This window comes from Acinetobacter sp. 1125_18A (genome assembly GCF_052824985.1).
Window position 1 is genome coordinate 460,037 of record NZ_VTDG01000001.1, and the last position, 22,350, is coordinate 482,386.

Annotated in this window: 21 protein-coding genes; 8 read left to right on the forward strand and 13 right to left on the reverse strand. The window is 38.2% G+C overall.

All coding sequences use genetic code 11. The features are described 5' to 3' along the window. Positions 1 to 152: 152 nt before the first annotated feature. From tgnC to FY049_RS02055, 5 genes are read right to left on the reverse strand one after another with little or no spacing between them, the layout of a single operon-like run. The gene (gene tgnC, locus FY049_RS02035) at positions 153 to 1,622 is read right to left on the reverse strand and encodes a (Z)-2-((N-methylformamido)methylene)-5-hydroxybutyrolactone dehydrogenase (RefSeq protein ID WP_446083060.1); all 1,470 of its coding nucleotides are present in this window, start codon (positions 1,620 to 1,622) and stop codon (positions 153 to 155) included. 11 nt (positions 1,623 to 1,633) lie between these two features. Next, positions 1,634 to 2,671, reverse strand: a complete 1,038-nt coding sequence (gene tgnB / locus FY049_RS02040) for a flavin-dependent trigonelline monooxygenase oxygenase component (protein ID WP_446083061.1) — start codon at positions 2,669 to 2,671, stop codon at positions 1,634 to 1,636. Positions 2,672 to 2,673: 2 nt separating this feature from the next. Beyond that, the gene (gene tgnA, locus FY049_RS02045; RefSeq protein ID WP_446083062.1) at positions 2,674 to 3,606 is read right to left on the reverse strand and encodes a flavin-dependent trigonelline monooxygenase reductase component; all 933 of its coding nucleotides are present in this window, start codon (positions 3,604 to 3,606) and stop codon (positions 2,674 to 2,676) included. Between the two features lie 24 nt (positions 3,607 to 3,630). After that, positions 3,631 to 4,422, reverse strand: coding sequence for an alpha/beta fold hydrolase (locus FY049_RS02050; protein WP_446083063.1), 792 nt, complete (start codon positions 4,420 to 4,422; stop codon positions 3,631 to 3,633). Then, positions 4,391 to 4,993: an amino acid synthesis family protein gene (locus tag FY049_RS02055; protein ID WP_446083064.1), complete on the reverse strand. Its 603-nt coding sequence runs from the start codon at positions 4,991 to 4,993 to the stop codon at positions 4,391 to 4,393. Before FY049_RS02055 ends, FY049_RS02050 begins: the two co-directional genes overlap by 32 nt. Positions 4,994 to 5,146: 153 nt before the next feature. On the opposite strand from FY049_RS02055, the gene FY049_RS02060 reads away from it, so the two are divergent. Together FY049_RS02060 and FY049_RS02065 are read left to right on the forward strand one after the other, a co-directional pair. Continuing rightward, positions 5,147 to 5,809: a GntR family transcriptional regulator gene (locus tag FY049_RS02060; protein ID WP_004817253.1), complete on the forward strand. Its 663-nt coding sequence runs from the start codon at positions 5,147 to 5,149 to the stop codon at positions 5,807 to 5,809. 28 nt (positions 5,810 to 5,837) lie between these two features. Then, positions 5,838 to 6,137: a DUF1330 domain-containing protein gene (locus FY049_RS02065; protein ID WP_333668123.1), complete on the forward strand. Its 300-nt coding sequence runs from the start codon at positions 5,838 to 5,840 to the stop codon at positions 6,135 to 6,137. A gap of 135 nt (positions 6,138 to 6,272) precedes the next feature. On the opposite strand, the gene FY049_RS02070 is transcribed toward FY049_RS02065, so the two are convergent. Both FY049_RS02070 and FY049_RS02075 read right to left on the reverse strand, forming a co-directional pair. Further along, positions 6,273 to 7,556, reverse strand: a complete 1,284-nt coding sequence (locus tag FY049_RS02070; protein ID WP_446083065.1) for an OprD family outer membrane porin — start codon at positions 7,554 to 7,556, stop codon at positions 6,273 to 6,275. 31 nt (positions 7,557 to 7,587) lie between these two features. Beyond that, positions 7,588 to 8,934, reverse strand: a complete 1,347-nt coding sequence (locus FY049_RS02075; protein WP_446083066.1) for an MFS transporter — start codon at positions 8,932 to 8,934, stop codon at positions 7,588 to 7,590. A 648-nt stretch (positions 8,935 to 9,582) separates the two neighbouring features. On the opposite strand from FY049_RS02075, the gene FY049_RS02080 reads away from it, so the two are divergent. Then, on the forward strand, positions 9,583 to 10,659 hold the full coding sequence (locus tag FY049_RS02080; RefSeq protein ID WP_333668127.1) for an aromatic ring-hydroxylating dioxygenase subunit alpha: 1,077 nt from the start codon (positions 9,583 to 9,585) through the stop codon (positions 10,657 to 10,659). 12 nt (positions 10,660 to 10,671) lie between these two features. Further along, positions 10,672 to 11,616, forward strand: coding sequence for a PDR/VanB family oxidoreductase (locus FY049_RS02085; protein ID WP_446083067.1), 945 nt, complete (start codon positions 10,672 to 10,674; stop codon positions 11,614 to 11,616). A gap of 65 nt (positions 11,617 to 11,681) precedes the next feature. Here FY049_RS02085 and FY049_RS02090 read toward each other — a convergent pair whose 3' ends face one another. The 4 genes from FY049_RS02090 to pobA form a co-directional block, all read right to left on the reverse strand. Then, a complete protein-coding gene (locus FY049_RS02090) occupies positions 11,682 to 12,362 on the reverse strand; it encodes a GntR family transcriptional regulator (protein ID WP_056513336.1) in 681 nt (226 codons plus the stop codon). 271 nt (positions 12,363 to 12,633) lie between these two features. Then, a complete protein-coding gene (locus FY049_RS02095; RefSeq protein ID WP_446083068.1) occupies positions 12,634 to 12,885 on the reverse strand; it encodes a hypothetical protein in 252 nt (83 codons plus the stop codon). Next, entirely contained in the window at positions 12,886 to 13,068 is a 183-nt protein-coding gene (locus FY049_RS02100) for a hypothetical protein (protein ID WP_446083069.1), read from the reverse strand. Positions 13,069 to 13,505: 437 nt separating this feature from the next. Then, positions 13,506 to 14,738: a 4-hydroxybenzoate 3-monooxygenase gene (gene pobA, locus FY049_RS02105; protein WP_446083070.1), complete on the reverse strand. Its 1,233-nt coding sequence runs from the start codon at positions 14,736 to 14,738 to the stop codon at positions 13,506 to 13,508. Between the two features lie 137 nt (positions 14,739 to 14,875). On the opposite strand from pobA, the gene FY049_RS02110 reads away from it, so the two are divergent. Both FY049_RS02110 and FY049_RS02115 read left to right on the forward strand, forming a co-directional pair. Next, on the forward strand, positions 14,876 to 15,685 hold the full coding sequence (locus FY049_RS02110) for an IclR family transcriptional regulator domain-containing protein (protein WP_446083071.1): 810 nt from the start codon (positions 14,876 to 14,878) through the stop codon (positions 15,683 to 15,685). 442 nt (positions 15,686 to 16,127) lie between these two features. Then, on the forward strand, positions 16,128 to 17,189 hold the full coding sequence (locus FY049_RS02115) for an alpha/beta hydrolase (protein WP_446083072.1): 1,062 nt from the start codon (positions 16,128 to 16,130) through the stop codon (positions 17,187 to 17,189). 54 nt (positions 17,190 to 17,243) lie between these two features. Here FY049_RS02115 and FY049_RS02120 read toward each other — a convergent pair whose 3' ends face one another. Next, positions 17,244 to 17,774, reverse strand: coding sequence for an ESPR domain-containing protein (locus tag FY049_RS02120; protein ID WP_446083073.1), 531 nt, complete (start codon positions 17,772 to 17,774; stop codon positions 17,244 to 17,246). Between the two features lie 534 nt (positions 17,775 to 18,308). Here FY049_RS02120 and aspT point away from each other — a divergent pair. Together aspT and FY049_RS02130 are read left to right on the forward strand one after the other, a co-directional pair. Then, positions 18,309 to 19,994 (forward strand): aspartate-alanine antiporter, encoded by a 1,686-nt coding sequence (gene aspT / locus FY049_RS02125; protein WP_446083074.1) that lies wholly within the window; start codon positions 18,309 to 18,311, stop codon positions 19,992 to 19,994. 54 nt (positions 19,995 to 20,048) lie between these two features. Then, positions 20,049 to 21,650: a bifunctional aspartate transaminase/aspartate 4-decarboxylase gene (locus tag FY049_RS02130; protein WP_446083075.1), complete on the forward strand. Its 1,602-nt coding sequence runs from the start codon at positions 20,049 to 20,051 to the stop codon at positions 21,648 to 21,650. Positions 21,651 to 21,780: 130 nt separating this feature from the next. Here the strand turns inward: FY049_RS02130 and FY049_RS02135 are convergent, their stop codons facing one another. Further along, the gene (locus FY049_RS02135; RefSeq protein ID WP_446083076.1) at positions 21,781 to 22,239 is read right to left on the reverse strand and encodes a hypothetical protein; all 459 of its coding nucleotides are present in this window, start codon (positions 22,237 to 22,239) and stop codon (positions 21,781 to 21,783) included. Positions 22,240 to 22,350: the final 111 nt, after the last annotated feature.

Here is a 22,350-nt window from a genome sequence, read left to right on the forward strand (position 1 = left end):
ATCATTAAAAAAAGATAAAAGCGCTCCAGTTGAGGCTTTTTAAAAGCTCAACAAAAGGTATTTTTAAACCACAGTAAAATTTATGGGATTTCAGTGTTGTGCATATATTTTCATCCTTGAAGTTAAAATTTCTAAATCAGACCTTTTAAGATTTATCTCATCACAAAAGGATCATCTATAGGTTCATCTGAAGTACGTAACCAAACGGTTTTTGTCGTGGTGTAATCGAATACCGCCTCAAAACCACCTTCACGACCATGACCAGATAAACCATGACCACCAAAAGGTGCGAGTGGTGAAACTGCCCGATAGGTATTCAACCAAACAATGCCTGACCGAATCGCTTTGGTCATCCGATGAGCACGACTTAAGTTATGGGTAAATATCCCCGCGGCAAGTCCATACGCAGTATGATTGGCTGTTTGGATTGCTTCCGCCTCAGTACAAAAACTGACCACTGACAATACAGGGCCAAACAATTCAGTCATGACGCAATCAGCCTGCGGAGCATCACTACAATCTAGAATCGTAGGTGGATAGTAATAGCCTGCACGATCAATTGCTTGCCCACCTGTGAGTAGTTTTGCACCCTGCTGAATTGAACTTGCCACCACTTGCTCAATCTTCTGGCGTTGACCTAAAGTACACAGTGGACCAAATTCCGTTGCCATATCATCCGGCAAACCAATTTTGATCCGTTCAACCCGCTCAACCAAACGTTGAAGAAACTCATCTTTAATACTTTCTTCGATCAGTAAGCGTGAACCTGCAACACAACTTTGCCCCGTTGCGGCAAAAATCGCAGTGACTTGTGCATTTACAGCACTTTGTAAATCGGCATCCGCAAAAACAATAAATGGTGATTTTCCACCCAGTTCAAGCGATACTTTGGCAAGGTTTTCGGCGGAATGACGTACGATATGTCGTGCTGTTTCAGGACCACCAGTAAATGCAACATGCGCAACCTCAGGATGACGCGTTAAAACCGCTCCACATTCAGTTGCAAATCCCGTAATGACATTTACGACACCTGCTGGAAAACCAGCTTCCTGAACCAAGCGAGCAAATGCGAGTAATGGTGCAGGCCCTTGCTCTGAGGCTTTTAACACAACCGTACAGCCTGCCGCTAAAGCAGGACCGACTTTGACAGCGGATAAAAATAATTGACTGTTCCACGGCACGATCGCAGCGACAACCCCCACAGGTTCACGAATAGTCCAAGCTTGCATGTCTTGCTTATCAATCGGTAAATAGCGACCTTCTAGCTTGTCTGCAATACCTGCATAATAACGATAATACTCAGCCACATAAGCAATTTGGCTTGAGGTTTCACGAATGATTTTACCAGTGTCATACGTTTCATACTGTGCCAGTTGCGGTGCAGCTTTTTCTATCAAATCCGCGAGTTTATAGAGCAATTTTCCGCGTTGCGAAGCGGTTAAACCTGACCATGCCGCGTTTTGCAAAGCCTGAGATGCAGCAGAAACCGCACGATTAACCTCAGCTGTTCGAGCTTCAGGCATTATTGCCCAAACCTGCCCAGTTGCTGGATTGATACTGTCAAATTGCGCAGCACCATCCTCAAACTGACCATTAATATACAACTGAAATGGAGAAGCCATACTCTTCTCTCCTATGCAAATGCTGGCATCACTTCATTAATCATACGTTCTAATGAGGCCTTTTTACGTTCAAAGCTCATTCCTGTATCGATCCAGAAGGAATACTCGTTATATCCCATCGCCTCATAGACTTTCAGACGATCAATGACTTCCTGCGCCTGACCAATGACATTATTTTTACGCATGGCTTCAGCTGTATAAAATGAATGTTGTGCGATTTCTTCTTGACTCAGTGGCGCAATGAGTCCTTGGGTAATTTCCCGCTCATTTTTAAACCATGACCCAAAATAATTATAGAATGTATTCATTTCATCTGCCGCAAGCTGTGCATCTTGCTCACTGTCGGCAACGTAGGTATGACGGAGTAACATAATTTCAGGACGAGGTACATCAGCAAACTTTTCACAAGCCGTATTGAAATGCCCCATCAACTTTTCGACTTCCTCATCACCTAAATGCAAAGGCGTGACTTGTACATTACAACCATTTTGTACTGCAAACTCATGGCTATTGGGATCACGGGCAGCAACCCAAATCGACGGATGTGGCTGCTGTAAAGGTTGTGGTGAAGCGGTGGTTTTAGGGAACTGCCAAAACTCACCCTTATGCTCATAATCGCCTTTCCAGAGATTTTTAATTGTAGGAATCATTTCCCGTAACCGCTGACCGGCACTCCACGCATCCATCCCTGGTACCATACGCTCATATTCAAATGAATATGCGCCTCGTGCTATACCAATATCTAAACGACCATTAGTGATGATGTCTGCCATGGCAGCTTCACCTGCCAACTTTATCGGATGCCAAAACGGCGCAACTACGGTACCTGTGCCTAAGCGAACATTTTGAGTTTTGTTGGCAAGATCAACCAAATTAATAAATGGATTGGGTGCAATGGTAAAATTCATTGCATGATGTTCACCCATCCAAATCGCATGCATTCCGCCCCGATCAGCAATTTGGCAAAGCTCTATCATTTCATCATAAAGTTGCTTATGTGTTTCTTGATCAGAAACACGTTCCATGTGTACAAATAATGAAAAACGCATAGTTAAACTTCCTCTTTAACAATTTGACGAACCGTCCCTGTGGTTTGATTCCCGTAATAAACCCCATAAGTTTTAAGATAATTTTCTTTGCGATAGCGCATTAACATACTTTCCAAAGCACTATCTACAAAAGTGAGTTGTTCAAGGTCATTTAAATCCACAAATTGACCTTTGTGGGCTTCAGCAGTTGGGGTATTACATAAAAAAGCAATATATTGTTGTTGTGTGGTGATATCGTCGTAGACAGAATAAATAAAGCTTGGCGAAGCTTCAGGCTGGTAAACCGCAAAGATTTTCTCAAGCGCTTTTTCTGCACCGTCTTTATCTACAAGCAAATGTGGCAATGTCCATTTTTGCTGCGAGGTTTGCTCAAGCAAGATTTGGTTTTCATGACCGATTAATGCCATCATCATAACCTTCATGCCAGAGATCACATCCGTTGAAGATTTAGCGGGGGTAAAATAAGCACCACGGTAATACCCCAGTCCGGCAAAACCTGTTGAAGTAAAACCTTCAACCTTACCGATCAATACAGCATGATCTCCTGCATCGACAACTTGGTAAGTGGTACAGTCAAACCATGCACTCACTTGGTCAATAATCGGATTTTGGCAATTACTTTTGCGCCAATCCAAATTTGCAAAACGATCATCACTTGGTCGAGCAAAAGTATTGGAAATATCCTTTTGTTCTTCTGCCAAAATATTGATGGCAAAATGTGTTGTCTGTGCAAAATAATCGTAATTGCTCGATGTCTTGGCAATGCTAACCAAAAGCAAAGCTGGGTCCAAAGACACCGAAGCAAAAGAGTTCGCTGTAAAACCTAATGGTGTTCCATCGTCCTTACAGGTAGTCACTATGGTCACGCCTGTCATAAATGATCCAAAAGCATCACGTAGTTCCCGTATTTTATTTATTGTATCCATTTCACTCATTGCTATATTCCTTTATCAAGCAATTTAGACGCTGGTTTCCAACCATGCTTGCATTGCATTATTCACTTTATCTGGTGCAGTTAAATTCACCATATGTCTTTCATTTTCAATCACAATAGCCTTGGCATTTTGAGCTTGGCTGGCCATTTGTATTGCCATTTCTGCTGTAGAGTTAGGATCACCAGTCCCCGTGAGAATCAAAGCTGGACAGGTGATTTTTGACCAGGCATTGGCATAAATTGAATCACCTCGAGCAAAGGCTGAATAAGCAGTTGCATAGCCTGACAGATCGACCGCCTTTAACCAAGATTTCACTTTTAATGCAGCTTGGCGCTCTGCCTCACTGTCACCAAACCAACGTTGTAGTGGTGTTTCTATATCAAGCTGACCTGCTTTTATCGCTTCAGCGCGGTGAAGCACTGCATTCTTGGCTTTTTCTGAACGTTTATAAACACCATTCAATACCGCCATACGTTTCACCAAATTTGGACAAGTTGCACTTACACCTGTTGTAATCAGTGAACCCATTGAATGCCCAGCCAAATTGACAGCTCCAATATTCAGTTTTGTCAGAAACTCAATCATCCAATCCACAAAGGCCTGTAACGATGCATCATGAGCTAACTTTGTACTTTTCCCATGCCCAGGCATATCCACTGAGATCACGCGATAAGCTTTTGAGAAGAACTCAATTTGCGGATACCATGCCTCGGCTTGCATTCCAACACCATGAATCAGAACTAAAGGTTCTCCTTGACCCTGCTCAAAATAGTGAGCAAGGCGATTATTTGACAGCTGCAGGGTTTTTGAGATCATGACCTAACTCTTCCAAATCTTGATAACGATCCCCAATACGATGATGTGGACGACCACCTGTTGCAGCACCAATCACAATGACTAACTCATCAGCAGCTGGCGCATCTGGAATAGCAAACTGTAAGGTTAAATAATGAGAACGTCGCCCTTCATCATTTTTATCCATCATTGGAATTAAAATCGGTGCATTTGCAGGGCCACGGGTGTTGTTAAATGCAAGATATGATTTTGCCCCGACCGCACTACGATAAGTATTTCCAAAATGTAGGGTATGAATTAGGGCTGAGGCATGTTCAAGCTCACCGTTTAAACCCACCACTGCACTCTTACCAAATGCTTGTACTGCTTCACCAGAACCGGCTTCATCCAAAATAAGCTTGGTTAAGTGCTCACTCAGTTCTGGCGCAATACGACGAACTTCTGGGGAAAGATTTTCAACATAACCTTGCCCTGCCCACGGGTTTTGAATCACAGCCGCTGCTGCAACCATTTTTAAGGGTATAGGTGCATCCTTAGCGCCATCGATATATGTGGTTTCAACATGAAGCACCGTTTTACGTATCAAATTCATTATTCTTCCTTGCTGGTTAATTAATTTTGCAGCCCGTATTATGGTATACCATAATACATAATGCAAAAAATGCAATAGTTTGCTATGCTATTTTTAAGCAAGGAACTTGTAACAAAATTGTGTATTCGCAAAATCAGGAATGATTAAACCTCTATGAATCTTAAAATTGAAAATCCACCCGTGACCTTGCGTGAGCTATGTTTAGACAAAGTTCGCAATGCCATTATTACTGGCTATTTTCCTTCTGGAAAAAGACTGGTTGAAAGAAGCTTATGTGAAGAACTGGGCGTAAGTCGCTCTGTTGTACGGGAGGTCATTCGTTATTTAGAAGCTGAAGGCTTGGTTGAGATTTTGCCAAATAAAGGGCCAATTGTTTCTTTGCTGAACTGGGAAATTGCATCACAGATTTATGAAATTCGACTATTGCTTGAACAAAGTGCGGTTGCTGATTGCACTCGGAATCTCACCCCTCAAACCACCGAAACGTTAAAAGCTTTAGTGATAGAACTTGAACACGCTTTTGCTATAGACGACATTAATTTGATTATTTCAGTCTCATCAAAACTCTATGAAACGATTTTTACCACAGCAAAACATCATATCGCCTTGGAAGTGGTACAACGCTTAAATGGTCGTATTAGTCGACTTCGCGCAATGACAATGAATTCAACTAAACGCGAAGTTTCAGGTTTTCAACGAATCAAAAATATATGCGAAGCAATTTATTTAGACCAAGATGCTGAAAAAGCCAAACAAGCTGTTGCTGCCCATATTGCTGAAGCTGCTTCGATTGCAAAGAATATTTTAAATACATAAAGGTTTAAGAAATTAAAGGATTAAAGCCATGTCTGCATACTGGATTGCGCACGTTACCATTCATAATTTAGAACAATATAAACAATACATGGCTTTAGCCCCCTTAGCGTTTGAAAAATATAATGCAAAATTTCTTGCGAGAGGTGGAAATTCTATTTGCATGGAAGGAAAATCTTATGAACGCCATGTCATTATTGAATTTGCTGATTTAGAAACAGCACAAGCTTGTTATCATTCAGAAGAATACGCTAAAGCAAGGCTTGCTCGTCAAGATTGTGCCGATGTCATGATTAGCATTGTGGAAAGTTTAAAATCTTTGGATTTATAAAGCCCAAAAATGAATGTATTAGAACTGATAAAAATACTTTTCATCACAATTTACTTAAACCCACACTCTTCACCATTAGACTAAATTTTAAAAACGGTTCTTTAAATCAAAGAACCGTTTCGTAATACAGAACCCTTAGAACTTAAAGCTATAATCTATATTTAAACGAGTTTCATTGGCTGAGTGAAAGACCATATTGGTTGGCATATCATTTCGGTAATGAGAAAAACGTGCTCGCATGCCTAAGCCTTTTAACTTCCCTTCTGGGATTTTATAAGCTAAATCCAGCTCCATCGATTCCTCTTTAAATCGTTTATCGCCATAACTAAGTAAATCAATATCTTGTCCTTTGGCATAGCGGGTCATAAAACGCAGTCCATTAAGGGAAATATCAGCTAATTTTACATTTTTAAAATCATATTCATAACGCAGTGAATAGACTTTCTCGTCTTTATTGGAATAATCCGAGCTCATAAAATCAAGCACCACTGGACTTTCTGTTCCCGATAAAAATGGTAAACCTGTCGAACCAAAAGCCTGCATATAACCCAAAGACAAGGTATGGTTTTGATAATTTAAACCAAATAATCCACTTAAATGCTGGTTATCTACATGACCAATTTTTTGTCTACCTGCCTCCTGACTATTGAAAAATCGTACATCGCTTAAAAAAGTTAACTGTTCATTTAAAGGCTGTTTACCATTGAAACCTAAGAATTGCTGTTGGTAGATATCGTGCAGTTCAGCCTGATAAGCACGTATTCGATACGCATCATCGAGTTGATAAGCACCACCAAAACTATAGAAGTAATCTGTTGTTGCTGATTGATCAAAACGGCGATTGATATTGTCAATACCAACATCACTATAATGGATCGAATCACGTTGTCGCACTTGGTCTACATAAAAGCCTTCCAATTGTAACTTTGTAATTTCATTGGAAACAAACCGAGCACCTCGATAAGTTTGAGGAAACAAACGCGCAGGTGAAGAAAAAATCGTGGGCAATCGTGGAACCAAATCCCCCACAAAAAGCTCATTTTTCTTAAATTTTGTTTTGGCAGTCAGCCCTATTTTCCCATAATAATCATCTCGTGAATTATCTGCATTTACAGGTAATAAGTTACTCCGTGCATAGTCATCGGCTCGATCTCCAATTAAGTTAAATCCAGCCATTGCCAATACATCAACACCAAAACCAACTGTTCCATCGGTATAGCCCGATTGACCATTAAAGATAATACCTTGTGCCCAATCGCGCGCAGCAGTATAAGGGTATGGATCTTGTTTATAGTCTCGGTCAAAGTAAAAATTTCTAAGCGTTAGCTCTGCACTGCTGTCTGTCACTAAATCGGCATGCGCCAGAACACTAAATAATGGGCAAAAGTATACCCACACCCACAAGGATGTTTTTTTCATTTTTTATCTCAACTATTTAATTTTTAGAGGATTAAGTTGTTGTTTTAAGCGTATAGGCTGGTTCATTTTTATGTCGATAAAATGCATTACCTAACATTAAAATAAGTACAATTGCCAAAATAAATACCACCCCGTAATATGCATAAAGTGTGGCTGGCGCTAAACCTTTATCTAAAAAAACGCCTGCAATTGTTGGTGATAAAATGGCACCAATACGGCCAAAACCGATGGCATAGCCTACGCCACGGCTACGAATATCGGCATCGTAAATTGTAGGTGAAATAGAATATAAACCTGCAATACAGCCATTAATCAGCGTTCCAAGTAATAGGCCAACAATCAATGCCACGCTCACTTGGACCGAGACAGCCACGAATAAAAACACACATGCGGCAGTTAGTCCTAGAAATAGACTTAAGGCATAGAAGATTTTGATACGGGATGCTAGCAAACCAATAATTGCTGCACCAAAGATCCCGCCAATACTAATTAAAATACCTGTGGTAACCCCTTGTTCAGCCGACATTCCCATTGAAATTAAAATTTTCGGTGTCCAACTCATTACAAAATAGAAGCCAAACATTACAAGAAAGAAAGCGCCCCATAAACACAATGTTTGAAAGCCCTGTTGCCCACCAAATAATTTGGCAAAATCTCCGCCACCCTTTGCATCGCTTTTTGCATAATCAGGTAAGGCATCTAGATGATTTAAGCCCATACGCTGTAATACTGAGTTCATCCGCGCTAGCGCTTGTTGTGGTCTTTTTGCCAACAAATAATCTAAGGACTCAGGCAATAACCATATACTCACCAACAGCATTGCAATGGTTGTGATCCCACCTGCAAGGAAAATCGAGCGCCAGCCTAAATGTTCAATCAGTGTCAGTGACAATATCCCACCAAGTGTGGCACCAATCCCATACCCTGTAGACATTAAACTTACCGCAAAACTTCTCCAACGCGTATTGGCATATTCACTGGCCAAAACATTGCTACTGGCAAGAATACCGCCAACCCCAATCCCTGTGACAAAACGAAGGACTGCCAACATGCTATGACTATTCACAAAAGCGCATGCCAGCATGCTGATTCCAGCGATCACCAAACAAATTAAGATCAGTAAACGGCGACCCATTTTATCGGCGAGTGGTGCCAGAAAAATCGAACCAGCAGCCATACCAAATAGACCAGCACTTAATAACAAACCGATTTGAGCACCAGAAAGCGACCAATCCGCTGAAACTGAAGGTGCAGTAAATGCCATAACCATGACATCAAAACCATCAATAATATTGAGGAAAACACAAATCAAAATCACAAACCATTGATATCGGCTCATTTTATTTTGACTTATCTCACGAAGAACATCTCTTTCCATTTGTGTATCTCCCAATTTGGATCAGATACACACACGACATTACTGAGCTGCGTCGCTGGGTGGTTATGCATATCCGTATCCATAATTACCTAGAGGAATAATTTAATTTTTAAAACTCGTTTTTGAACAAGAATATTTTTTGGAGCGTCCTGCTCTATTTCATCTTGATTAATTGGATCCAAAAAATCAATAGTATTATTAAAAAATATTTTAAAAATAAGATTAAAACACAAAAAACACATGATTTAACTCAATATATTTAAATTAAAAAGAATGAAAAGCGAATATACACATTTAAAGATTACATTAAAATGGATCCATTAAATTCATTTAACCTCTTCTTAGTAAGTGACCTTATTAGAGATATTAAAAAAGCCCACCCCCTTATTTTTAAATATTTCAGTTTTCGCAATACGATAGGCATCCAACAAAAAACACAAATTGGATCCAAAATATTAATAAAAGTACAGTCAACCATATAAATCTCGTAGAGATAATTTTTAAATAAAAACAGCAGAATATTGACAAATACAAAACATTAAAGACTATATTAAATGATTTAATAATCAAAAATGATCATTTTATGGATTGACCGTTTACTTGTGTTGCGATAAATTGGATCCAATAAGTAATAAGGAGTCGTCACAAATGTTTATAAAAAATGCCTGGTATGTTGCTTGCTATCCTGAAGATATCCAAGAAAAACCGCTTGGTCGCACCATCTGTGGTGAGAAAATTGTTTTCTATCGCGGCAAAGAAAATAAAGTCGCTGCTGTTGAAGATTTTTGTCCACATCGTGGCGCACCTTTATCATTAGGCTATGTAGAAGATGGCAATTTAGTTTGTGGTTATCATGGTTTAGTCATGGGATGCGAAGGAAAAACCATTTCTATGCCAGCTCAACGCGTAAACGGTTTCCCCTGCAATAAGAGCTATGCTGCTGTAGAAAAGTTTGGTTTTATTTGGGTTTGGCCTGGTGATCAAGCTTTGGCTGATGAGTCCAAACTTCCAACACTAGAATGGGCAGATCATCCTGAGTGGAGCTATGGCGGTGGTTTATTCCATATCCATTGTGATTATCGTTTGATGGTCGACAACCTTATGGATCTGACCCATGAAACCTATGTCCATTCGAGCAGTATTGGGCAAAAAGAAATTGATGAAGCACTTCCTGTCACCAAGGTCGATGGTGATCATGTCATTACTGAACGTTATATCGAAAATGTCATCGCTCCCCCATTTTGGCAAATGGCACTTCGTTGTAATAACTTAGCAGATGATGTTGCTGTAGATCGCTGGCAACGCTGTCACTTCGTTGCTCCAAGTAACGTACACATTGAAGTGGGTGTCGCTCATGCTGGACATGGCGGATATCATGCCCCCAAAGATAAAAAAGTGTCATCGATCGTGGTTGATTTTATTAGCCCTGAAACAGAAACCTCACATTGGTATTTTTGGGGAATGGCACGTAATTTTCAACACGATAACCCGACCCTCACCGATCTCATCCGCGAAGGTCAAGGCAAAATCTTTACCGAAGATTTAGAAATGTTGGAACAGCAGCAACAAAATATTTTGCGAAATCCCCATCGCCAGTTACTGATGCTAAATATCGATGCTGGTGGCGTACAGTCACGTAAAGTGATTGACCGATTACTGGCACAAGAAAGTACGCTCACCCCTGAAACAACAAAACATAAGTTTCCAAATATTCGGGTGATTTAAAGGAGAATAAACATGGACGTTGTTATTGATAAAATTCATCAACTTACTCCATCAATTCGAGCATTTGAATTGATTTCAAGCAATGGTTCTGCCCTTCCAAGCTTTGAGGCAGGTGCACATATTGATGTACATCTCAAAAATGGCTTAACGCGTCAATACTCACTTTCAAACTGTTGTCGTGAAAAACATCGTTATGTGATTGGTGTTTTGCATGATGAGCATTCCAGAGGTGGTTCTCGTTGTATGCATACCGAGTACCGTGAAGGTGATCAATTACGTATTGGCACACCACGTAATTTATTTGAAATTCATCCTCATACCCAAAAGGCAATCTTATTTGCAGGCGGTATCGGTATTACCCCGATTCTTTCAATGGCTTATCGACTTAAATCCCAGCGGATCCCATTTGAATTGCATTATTTTGTACGTAGTCATGAAATGATTGCCTTCTATGGAAATTTAACCGAACACTTTACAGGTCAGATTCATTTTCATATTCAAGATCAACCAGAAACTCAATGTGATATGTCATCAGTCTTGGAGCAGAACGCATCCGATAAACATTTATATGTTTGTGGGCCAGCAGGTTTTATGGCATTTGTGATGGAGTCAGCTCAACACATGGGCTGGCAGACAGAGCAGCTACATCAAGAACACTTTGTCGCACAAAAGTCAGAGCCATCTAACAATGCAGCTTTTACCATTGAAATCAAAGGCACTGACCGTCGAATCGAAGTACAGCCTCATCAAACAGCAACCCAAGCCTTAATTGAAAACGGCTTTGATGTCCCTATTTCTTGTGAGCAAGGTATTTGCGGAACCTGTATCACGCGTGTGCTTGCAGGAATTCCAGATCACCGTGATGTATTTATGACTGACGAAGAACATGCATTAAATAACCAGTTTACCCCCTGCTGTTCCCGAGCAAAATCTACAAGTTTGGTGATTGAATTCTAATGAAAAACAACCCTTTGATTCGATTAAAAGAGCTGCTTAGGGTCTGTTGATATTTCATTTCGGTTTTATTGAGACAACACATTTCTTAAGGTCTCGCCCAAAACCACAACACTGCTATGCTCACGCATCAATGTTTCAGCACGCCCAGCTTGTCTATGTATTAAGGCATCGTAAATTGAACAATGCTGTAGATGGGCATAATGTAAACGACGATATTCTGAAAGTGCCTGAGTTTGGTCATAAGTAATGGCTTGGGCCGAGGCCATGGGCAATTGATTGTTTTTGGCTAAGGCTTGGATCAGCGCAACATTTTGTGCACCTTGAATAATGGTATCGTGAAAAATCACATTAAAGTGATGATAACGTTCCAGTTCATGATCACCAAACTCAGTTTTTCCATCAAAAAGTTTTTCTGTTTCGACAATGCAATTTTGTAGTGTTTTTTTCTGCTCTTCTGTCAAACCTTGTTCTGCAATGGTTTTAGCTGCCAGTCCTTCAAGGATGCCTCGTACTTCAAGTGCATCATTGACCAGCTTTTCTGAAATTTCTCGAACCGTATAACCTCGAGTCGGATTTTTAATCAGTAAGCCTTCTTGCTCAAGCAAACGAAATGCCATACGCACAGGCTGTCTGGACACCCCAAGCAACTCAGCCGTTGGGATCTCTGCTACTCTGGCACCGCCCTCTAGCTCTCCAGCAATAATCATTTTTCTAAGTTTAATTAAAACTTGTTGACCTGAAGACATTCACTGTCACACGCTATCAAAAATACCCTTTGATGCTAACAAGTTCATCTATAAAATGAAAACAAATTTTCGATTTGAATCTATTTGGTTTGAAGCTAATGCTTTGATTTACGAAGTCACAATACAGGCATAAAACCTATTTAGTATTAAACTCAACCTTAACTATAACTATTGATCCCCTCTCAATTGATGCAGTTCTTTGATAAAAAAGCAACACGTGTGCTTTTTTATCAAATCTTTAATATATCAATTACATAGAATAATAATTCTATTAATCAACAGCGATGATTGTAGGCTCGCTAGAATTATAATCAATATAGTGCCATCCATTTAAAACGGTTGAACAACTATAGTCATCACCACTTAAATCATAAAATGTAAATCCCCAACCTTTTGTATTACGAAATTGTATGCGGCATTGATATATCTTACTGATACCGCCTATTACATTCCCTTCAGCAATACCTAATGCTTTTGCGCAATCCGATGTATAACCTGGTTTTACATTGACTTCCCATTTCAACTAACAACGGCTTCCTTCAACTTTATCAATTTGCTTTTTATTCAACGTATCTGTCACTAGTTCTAAGCTATATCCTGCAGATTTTGGATAGCCAACCTCATAGTTTTTACCCTCATTATTTTTAAGGGAAACCACAATGTACTCTTCATTTTGATCAATACTTAAAATATTTAAATTAGTCATTTTAATTACTCTTTGAGTTATGGAGTAAATAAATTATTATTTTCCAATTGGTAAAAAAATACCCAATTCTTGGTATTTTCTCATTCTTAAGTATTTATTTTTATAAAATAATTTGTAACATCCAGAATCTTTTGTTTTTTAAGTATCAAAAATTCCAGTATTTTTTATCGCATTATTTATGAACAATCACACTACTTTTTTCTAATCTTAGTATCCTTTTCTTAACTATATCTTTTCATTGTTTATCAAAAAGTTGCTTAAAATACTTTTAAAAAAAACTTTAAATAAAGCCATATCATTTTAAATTTAGCTTAATCATAAACATGAAGATCAAGCTTTTTATTTTTCGTTTAATTTGGTTAGCAACAAAAAGCCACCTATATTTAATTAAGATTTAAAAACCTTGCTCAAAATAGGTAACTTTCTATTTTTCAAAATTAATGACTAAGCAAGTCAGAACGACTCCCCTGAACCTCATTAAATGTTTTAATTTCATAAGGTAAACCCACATAGTTTTCAGCCAATGTGGTTAAACCCGCATGTGAATCTAAAATATAACTCAATTCAGCCTGCTTAATTTTATGATCAAACTCACTTTCCGTTTCAAAACGATGTAGTAAATGCGTCATCCACCATGAAAAACGTTCTGCTTTCCACACACGTTTTAAGCATTTTTCAGAATATTCCTCAATGCCTTGTTCTGAACCATTGAGATAAAATTCAATTAAGGCATTTGACAAATAAGCGATATCAGATGCAGCTAAATTTAAACCTTTTGCCCCAGTCGGTGGAACGATATGTGCCGCATCTCCTGCTAAAAATAGTTTCCCAAATCGCATTGGCTCTGTCACAAAACTGCGTAAAGGTGCAATACTTTTTTCAATTGAAGTGCCTGTAACCAAATTTTTACGACTTTCTTCATCAAGGCGATTTTTTAACTCATCCCAAAATCGTTGGTCAGACCACTCATCAACGTGATCCGTCACTGGAACTTGCAAATAATATCGGCTACGGGTTTTTGAACGCATACTACATAAAGCAAAGCCACGTTCTGACTGCACATATATCAATTCATCTGAAACAGGTGGAACATCTGCAAGTACACCTAACCAACCGAATGGATAAATCTTCTCAAAAGTTTTGATTTTATCTTGTGGCACGCTTGCACGACAGACTCCATGATAACCATCACAGCCTGCAATAAAATCACATCTAAGCTGGTACGATTGACCATTTTGCTGAAAGCTAACATACGGGTTTTGCTCAAAATCATGAATTTGCACATTCTCTGCTTCGTAGTAAGTGCACAAACCTGCCGCTTCACGTGCATGCATTAAATCTTTTGTGACTTCCGTTTGTCCGTAAACCGTAACTTGCTTCCCCTGAGTTAACTCAGATAAATCCACACGATGCTTTAAGCCATTGGTTAAAATTTCAATACCATCATGCGCTAAGCCAAACTTGTTTAGATTTTCATCCACACCCGCTTGCTTCAATAAATCAACCGATACTTGTTCAAGTATCCCTGCTCGAATACGTGCAGCTACATATTCAGCACTGCGTTGCTCAATGATCACGTGCGAGATACCTGCTTTAAACAACAGTTGTCCAAGCAATAGCCCAGCTGGGCCTGAACCAATAATCGCCACTTGCGTGGTTAAATTTTCCATAACATTTTCTCCATATCCTGACCATTAAATTAATTTTTTTGATCTCTTTTTGATATGGTGAAAACTGGATAATCGCCGTATAGTGGCAACAATGACCGTATATCGGCCATAAAATTATAATCAGGAATGGATGAACGATGAGATACGATTTAATTGAGAACGAGGTTTCAGGTGAAACAATTAAGCAAGATGATTACATTGCTGGACTCGCCAAAGGACTAAGTTTGCTTGAAGCCTTTGGGGTTGATCGTCAAAAACTCAATTCGACTCAAATTGCGGAGCGCGCAGGATTGAGCCGTACAGCGGCACGAAGATATTTACGCACTTTAAAATATTTAGGTTATTTAGAAACTGATGATCACTACTTTTGGTTAACTCACAAAGTATTACGCTTATCGAGCTCCTATTTAAGCTCTGCACATCTGCCTAAAATTGTGCAACCTATTCTCAATCTGTTAAGCGCACAAACCAGTCTGACTTTTTCGCTGGTGGTTTTAGATGAACATGAAGTCGTTCCGATTGCCCGAAGCTACTTACCTCAACATGATAATTTACGCCTCAGCCCTTATGGGATGCATTTGGGCAATCGTCTGCCTGCACATGCAACCTCAACAGGCAAGGTTTTATTGGCAGCATTAAATTTAGAAGAACAAAAACACTGGGTAAATAAATATAGTTTGAAACGCCTAACCGCTTATACCATTCAAGATGAAGTCCAGTTTTATCAAGTATTGGCAGAAATTCAAAAACAAGATTATTGTCTATCAAAAGAACAACATGAATTAGGGGTTATTGCGATTGCAGTCCCAGTATTAAATGCACAAGGCAAAGCCGTCGCTGCATTAAACTGTATTGCACAAACACATCGTGTCACTGAAGAACAGCTGATTCAGCAGGTTTTGCCTTTACTGAGAAATACAGCCTATGAGTTAAGGAGTATGGTTTAAAAATACTTTGAAGAAATTTTAATGGGAACCAATCTTTCAGCCGACATATCAATAGAACTCAAATATTTTTTTAGTTTGTAAGTATGCTTGTACAAAGCAACATAAATTTATAAAACATATAGATCCATATTGATTTTTATCACTAACTTAAAGGATAATAATTATTATTCGCATATTTATAAAAATCAATTTTATGATCCAATCTATTCTTATTCAGCCAATAGCAAATCGAGTACTCAGCTCTATGACTTTGGTCAGTTATAAAAATACAAACAGATGCTGCAAAACACCTGTTTCTGCTAAAAGCACTATCAGCCAACAATTAAACCTGAACTGAATTTAATCTCATTTTTCTGTAAATCATCAGTACCCATACTTGAGCAATCAATAAGTTTACTCGACTGGGGTAATCACATCACTGTTATCGAATAGGTCATTTTTCATGTTGAAGAAAACTTCTCTCTATTTGGCGCTAGGCATGTTGATCATGCAAATTTCAATACATACTTTTGCCGATAACAGCATTCGTATTGGAGAAACACAAAACATATCTTCCGCTATTTTAAATGAAAAAAGACCAATCCAGATCTATCTCCCTGCTACATATGGCAAATATCCCAAGCAAAAATATCCTGTGATTTATCTATTAGATAGCGAAAGTAACTTTCATTATTTGACAGGAATTGTCGAAAAATTATCGAAGTCACCTTACCCTTCGATTCCTGAAATGGTCATTGTGGGCATCGTCAATACAGATCGTGCCCGAGACTTAACCCCAACCAAGCAAAAGCCTGAAATTAATGAAGAACGACTGATTGAAGGTCAAACTGGCGGAAATGTCGCATTTTTTAAATTTTTAGAATCAGAGCTCATGCCTGATATTGAGAAAAAATATCGTACTAATGGGTTAAATATATTGATTGGTCATTCTTTTGGAGGTATTACCGCACTCAATCATATGCTCAATGGTCAACAAAATATCCAAGCCTATATTGTCCATGACCCTAGTATTTGGTGGGATGATGAGATCATGCTGAAACGTTTTAAGGAAGCGAACAATCAAGATTTTCAGCATAAAACTTTATTTTTAACCCAAGTTGATGCCAGTGAAAATACAGACAGTTTAGACAACCATTACAAGGGTATCAAAAAGTTCAATCAATATTTAAGTCAACAGCCTTTTACTCAACTGAACTATAAATATGTCCAGTATGAGGGTGAAGATCACGGTACTGTGCCAATGAAAGGTAATCTTGATGGTTTGCGTTATATTTTTGAAGGTATACGAGTCAATATTAAAGCGATCCCAGAAAATCCCAATCTTATAAAAGAACATTATGCTCAATTAAGTCAAAATTTAGGTTTTGAGATACAACCCAGTGAGGCTTACTTAGATCGTGTTTTAGACTATTTAAAGCGTTCAAACAATCCAAAAGTGATACAACAATTTCAGGACTATATCCTTTCGATCTATCCTCAATGGCGTGTTAAAACATCATCATAAATGTTGTTTTATATAAATATACCCATCACTTTTTGGTAGATCTCAATGCTGCTATCACCCACCATTGCTTTGTATATTCCAAGTTTGATTCTTCAGCGAATTCAAATCCGTCGCAGATGCCTTGCTGGTTAATCCAGTGTTTACATCATTGACCTGACTATTCAAGCTATTGAAATCCGACTGTGACACTTTCGTCGCCAGCCCTGTGCTTGAATCATTCACTGGGTTATTTAAGCTATCAAAATCAACCTGTGATACCTTAGTGACCAACCCCGTAGAGGTATTATTAACTTGATCATCAAGGGTATTTAAATCATTTTTTGTTTGATTTAAATCAGTATTTACTATTGTTAATGAAACACCATTTGCAACTACATCTCCAGTTGCAGTTAAACTACCATTTACATTTAAACTCTCGTTAATATCTTGCGCTAAAATAGCATTTGAATTAACAATAAATAATAAAAACATCGAACCTCTCACAATTTTATTAATTTTCGATTTCTGATTACCTTTTACAATTTCAGAAACTACAACCCAGCTTCCCACTGTAGTATTCCAGACCAGTTTATACACTTTATTCATAATATATACCTACATTTATAATGAAGTTTTTAATTTATTAATTACTTTTCAAAAAAAATGCACAATATATTTATATTTTTCCATACTGTTTACCAAACGATACATTTTGCTAACAACGAAAAAACAAATATACAACATCAAAAATAATAATATATTATTTTCAAAAACTTAAATAAAAAATACCAACAATACAGACATCTTAAAAATACAAAAAAATTTGTTTATTTTTCTTAAATTTATTTTTTAAATAAATTAACTTTTAATAAAAAATTACCAATCAACATAATATCATTAGAAACAAATAAGCGTTCCAAGCACTCAATAATGGTTAGAATTTTTCTTTAGTTAAGCAAAATTTAATATTCTCCATATTTTTCATATTATTTAAATGAATCAAAAAACCATGAATTAATATATTTTAGATATAGATGTTTTACATAACCTCGATTGATATAGTATTTTCCATTTAACGTAAAAAATTAACTTTCTATTCATAATCAAATATAGATTAAATAATAAAGGTGGGGCCGTAAAATGATTGAATGGCTACAAGGTGAATTAAAACATAGTCCTGAAATCCTATTATTTTTATCCTTAGCAATAGGGTTTTGGATCGGTCAATTTCAATTTGGAAAGTTTCAATTTGGTGGTGTTGCAGGATCATTACTTGTCGCTGTTATTCTAAGTCTTATTGGGGTACCAATCGACAATGGTGTAAAAGCGATTCTTTTTGCTTTATTTATTTACGCAGTCGGTTTTGAAAGTGGCCCACAGTTTTTTAAATCGCTTGGACCACAATCCATTAAAGAAATTTTGTTGGCTATTTTTATGGCTGTATGTGGACTCATTACGGTCTTAGTCATGGCAAAAATCTTTAATCTAGATAAAGGCTTAGCCGCAGGTCTAGCTGCAGGTGGGATGACCCAATCTGCGATTATTGGTACGGCGGGCGATGCAATTTCTCGTCTAGACTTACCACTTGCAGAAATTCAAAAACTTCAAGCCAATGTTGCGATTGGATATGCCGTGACCTATATCTTTGGTTCTCTAGGCGCAATTATTGTCTGTGTGAATATCTTGCCAAAATTTATGGGACGAGAAATTCATGATGATGCCTTAAAAGCGCAAGCGGAACAGTTAAAAGGTGCATTTGAACTGGCACCTGGTCAAGAATTGGCTATGCCTGAAATTGTTGGTCGTATTTACAAAGTCAAACAAGCATCAGGACACACCATTGCCGAACTCGAAACACAAGTACCGAGCGTCACCATTGAACGATTAAAACGCAAAGATCAATTTATTGATGTTGCGCCAGAAATTACCTTACAGAAAGATGATGTTGTTCTGGTCGTTGGTCGCAGGGCAAGTATCGTTTCCATTGCCGAGTTTATTGGATCTGAGTTGCAATCCTCACAAGGCATGGAAATGATCATGGACACCACAGATGTCATATTACGAAACTCAAAATATGCCAAGCGTACCCTTGGAGATATCAAAGCTAATACACCAGATTATTTAAAGCATGGCATTTATGTACTTGCAATTAAACGTAACAGTGAAGCACAAGCTTTAAGTGATGATACGGTCCTGCGTCAAGGCGATGTGGTCACCGTATATGGAACTAAAAATGATCTTGAGCGCTTAGTCAAAGAGGCGGGTAAAGCTTTACCAGAAAGCTTAAAAACAGACTGGATTTTCCACGGTGCAGGTTTAGTTGTTGGTTTAGTCATTGGCCTATTTGTTGTCCGTATTGGTGATGTTCCTTTAACCCTTGGTGCAGGTGGCGGTGCGCTGTTATCAGGTCTGTTATTTGGTTGGCTACGTAGCCGTAACCAAGTCCACGGCAATATGCCTTTAGCCGCTTCACAACTTCTCAAAGATTTAGGTCTTGCTGGTTTTGTTGCTGCTGTCGGTTTGCAATCAGGTTTACAGGCCATTCAAACCATTAAAGAAAGTGGCTTGTCCCTGTTTATGATCGGAGTGGTGGTCACACTAGTACCGCTGATTCTTTCAATGCTGTTTGCCCGTTATGTACTCCGTTATAACAATGTCGCCGTAATGGCTGGAGCATTAACTGGCTCACGCAGTGCAAACCCCGCTTTTGGTGGCGTACTCGACAAAGCTGGAAACTCAATTCCGACCGTCCCATTTGCGATTACCTATGCACTCGCAAATGTATTTTTAACCTTGCTTGGCCCTCTGATTGTCGGTTTAGCATAAATAATTTTATAAATTTCAAACTCATTCACTTCAAGATAATTAAGGAGACTTCCCATGGGGAACGTTGATTATTCAAAATATGCAAAACTTAGCCCATTTGAACTCAAAGATGAATTAATTACTTTAGCACAAAGCCATACCGATCGTATGATGCTCAATGCGGGACGAGGAAATCCAAACTTTCTTGCAACTGTTCCACGGCGTGCCTTTTTCCAATTGGGTTTATTTTCTGCCACTGAATCAGAATTTTCTTTTTCCTATATGCCAGAAGGACTTGGTGGATTTCCTCGTGCGGAAGGATTGCAATCACGCTTTGACCACTTCATCCTAGAAAATCGTGACAAGCCAGGTGTTGTTTTTCTGGGTAAAGCGATTTCTTATGTTCGTGACCAATTGGGACTTGATCCTGATGCATTCTTACTCGAAATGGTCGAAGGTATACTTGGCTGTAATTATCCTGTTCCAGATCGAATGCTAAGAGTCAGCGAAAAGATTATTAAAGAATATGTTTTACGTGAAATGGGCGTACAAGGTATGCCTAAAGAGGAACTCGATTTATTTGCAGTGGAAGGCGGTACAGCTGCAATGGCTTATATTTTTAATTCATTAAAAGAAAATAAAATTATTTCACATGGTGATCGTATTGCCATAGGTTCGCCTATTTTTACCCCTTATCTCGAAATTCCAAAACTCAATGATTATCAGCTCGAAGAAGTACTCATCAAGGCTGATCCTAATCTTGGTTGGCAATACCCTGAATCAGAATTACGCAAATTAGAAGATCCATCGATTAAAGCATTTTTCTTGGTAAATCCAAGCAATCCACCTTCGGTTAAAATGAGTGATGAAGGTTTAGCGATTTTGGCTGATATTGTCAAAAAACGTCCTGACCTGATTATTTTAACAGATGATGTTTATGGCACATTTGCAGATAACTTTAAATCCTTATTTGCAATTTGCCCTGACAATACCATTCTGGTTTATTCTTTCTCTAAATATTTTGGTGCAACTGGCTGGAGACTTGGGGTCATTGCCTTGAGTAATCATAATATTTTAGATAAAAAAATTGCGGCGCTTTCTAAAAAAGACAAGAAAGAACTCGAAGAACGTTACTCATCCCTCACCACAGATCCATCTAGTATTAAGTTTATTGATCGCCTTGTTGCCGATAGCCGTAATGTTGCTTTAAATCACACGGCTGGATTATCCACACCTCAACAAGTACAAATGGTTCTTTTTGCTTTATTTAATATGATGGATTCTCGTCAAAGCTATAAAAAAGCAGTGAAATCTGTGGTTCGAGAACGTGATACTGCGCTTTATAGACAGCTTGGCGTTGAAGTTCCGCAAGATCCGAATGCCGTTGATTACTATACCTTGGTCAATTTAGAAAATACCTCGCGAAAACTATATGGTGATGCATTTGCTGATTGGGTGATGAAAAATAAGAATCCAACAGAATTACTTTTCCGAGTTGCTGATGAGACAGGTGTAGTACTACTTCCGGGTTCAGGTTTTGGTGTTCAACACCCTTCTGCACGCGCCTCGCTAGCCAACTTAAATGAATTCCAATATGCAGCAATCGGGACTTCATTACGAAAATTTGCTGAAGAAGCTTATCTGGAATATAAAAAAGTCAGCAAAAAGAATAAATGAGTATAAATAGATTAAGTATTTGTTTTAAAAAAGATCGCATTAATGCGATCTTTTTTGTTTGCGAATAGCTAACCAAGTTAAGCTCTATTTACTTGTAGTTATCAAATCTCATCACAGTATTCAAACAGTCTTAATTCTGCACTTTACATTTTATTGCTTTTGCGGGAGTAATATTGGTCGCTGAAACTAATTGAGTTGAATCAAAACCTTCAGTTTCCTCTATAAATAAATGATAGTCTTTAATTTGAATCGTTGCCTGTCCTTCATATTGGCAATAACCTTTTTTAATATTGTCTGGTAACTTAAAAGTCTTTTTTGCTGCATCAAAGTTGCTAAAGCAAAACCATACATCTCGTGTATCACCTTTTGGGCGTGGAATAAGTGCAGCTGATGTTTTGTTAGGTTCGAAGCAAATATCATCGCCCATATAATCCAAATATTCAGGGTCTAAATTACGTGAAAATTTTCCTGTTAAAGTGGCTACTCCCTGATAATTTTTAAAACCAGACTCGGTGTTTTTGTATTTGAAGCTTTGTGCTTGTACAAATACTGGCAATATCCCTAAGGCGATTACTAAAATTTTGTTCATCATCATCATCCTAATCTACATTTTATAAAGTGCTAAATTTGCAGTAATTTTACCCAATCTTAGCAAATAAAAGAACCACTTAGACATCTATGACAACAGCCTTTTACTCAA

Bases quoted from the DNA above. Each gene is read 5' to 3' on its own strand.
- FY049_RS02120 (WP_446083073.1), bottom strand. From the start codon at position 17,774: ATGAATAAAGTGTATAAACTGGTCTGGAATACTACAGTGGGAAGCTGG.
- FY049_RS02060 (WP_004817253.1), top strand. From the start codon at position 5,147: ATGAATCTTAAAATTGAAAATCCACCCGTGACCTTGCGTGAGCTATGT.
- FY049_RS02100 (WP_446083069.1), bottom strand. From the start codon at position 13,068: ATGACTAATTTAAATATTTTAAGTATTGATCAAAATGAAGAGTACATT.
- FY049_RS02115 (WP_446083072.1), top strand. From the start codon at position 16,128: ATGTTGAAGAAAACTTCTCTCTATTTGGCGCTAGGCATGTTGATCATG.
- FY049_RS02085 (WP_446083067.1), top strand. From the start codon at position 10,672: ATGGACGTTGTTATTGATAAAATTCATCAACTTACTCCATCAATTCGA.
- FY049_RS02075 (WP_446083066.1), bottom strand. From the start codon at position 8,934: ATGGAAAGAGATGTTCTTCGTGAGATAAGTCAAAATAAAATGAGCCGA.
- tgnB (WP_446083061.1), bottom strand. From the start codon at position 2,671: ATGCGTTTTTCATTATTTGTACACATGGAACGTGTTTCTGATCAAGAA.
- FY049_RS02055 (WP_446083064.1), bottom strand. From the start codon at position 4,993: ATGAATTTGATACGTAAAACGGTGCTTCATGTTGAAACCACATATATC.
- tgnC (WP_446083060.1), bottom strand. From the start codon at position 1,622: ATGGCTTCTCCATTTCAGTTGTATATTAATGGTCAGTTTGAGGATGGT.
- aspT (WP_446083074.1), top strand. From the start codon at position 18,309: ATGATTGAATGGCTACAAGGTGAATTAAAACATAGTCCTGAAATCCTA.
- FY049_RS02050 (WP_446083063.1), bottom strand. From the start codon at position 4,422: ATGATCTCAAAAACCCTGCAGCTGTCAAATAATCGCCTTGCTCACTAT.
- FY049_RS02130 (WP_446083075.1), top strand. From the start codon at position 20,049: ATGGGGAACGTTGATTATTCAAAATATGCAAAACTTAGCCCATTTGAA.
- pobA (WP_446083070.1), bottom strand. From the start codon at position 14,738: ATGGAAAATTTAACCACGCAAGTGGCGATTATTGGTTCAGGCCCAGCT.
- FY049_RS02070 (WP_446083065.1), bottom strand. From the start codon at position 7,556: ATGAAAAAAACATCCTTGTGGGTGTGGGTATACTTTTGCCCATTATTT.
- FY049_RS02065 (WP_333668123.1), top strand. From the start codon at position 5,838: ATGTCTGCATACTGGATTGCGCACGTTACCATTCATAATTTAGAACAA.
- FY049_RS02110 (WP_446083071.1), top strand. From the start codon at position 14,876: ATGAGATACGATTTAATTGAGAACGAGGTTTCAGGTGAAACAATTAAG.
- FY049_RS02135 (WP_446083076.1), bottom strand. From the start codon at position 22,239: ATGAACAAAATTTTAGTAATCGCCTTAGGGATATTGCCAGTATTTGTA.
- FY049_RS02080 (WP_333668127.1), top strand. From the start codon at position 9,583: ATGTTTATAAAAAATGCCTGGTATGTTGCTTGCTATCCTGAAGATATC.
- tgnA (WP_446083062.1), bottom strand. From the start codon at position 3,606: ATGAGTGAAATGGATACAATAAATAAAATACGGGAACTACGTGATGCT.
- FY049_RS02090 (WP_056513336.1), bottom strand. From the start codon at position 12,362: ATGTCTTCAGGTCAACAAGTTTTAATTAAACTTAGAAAAATGATTATT.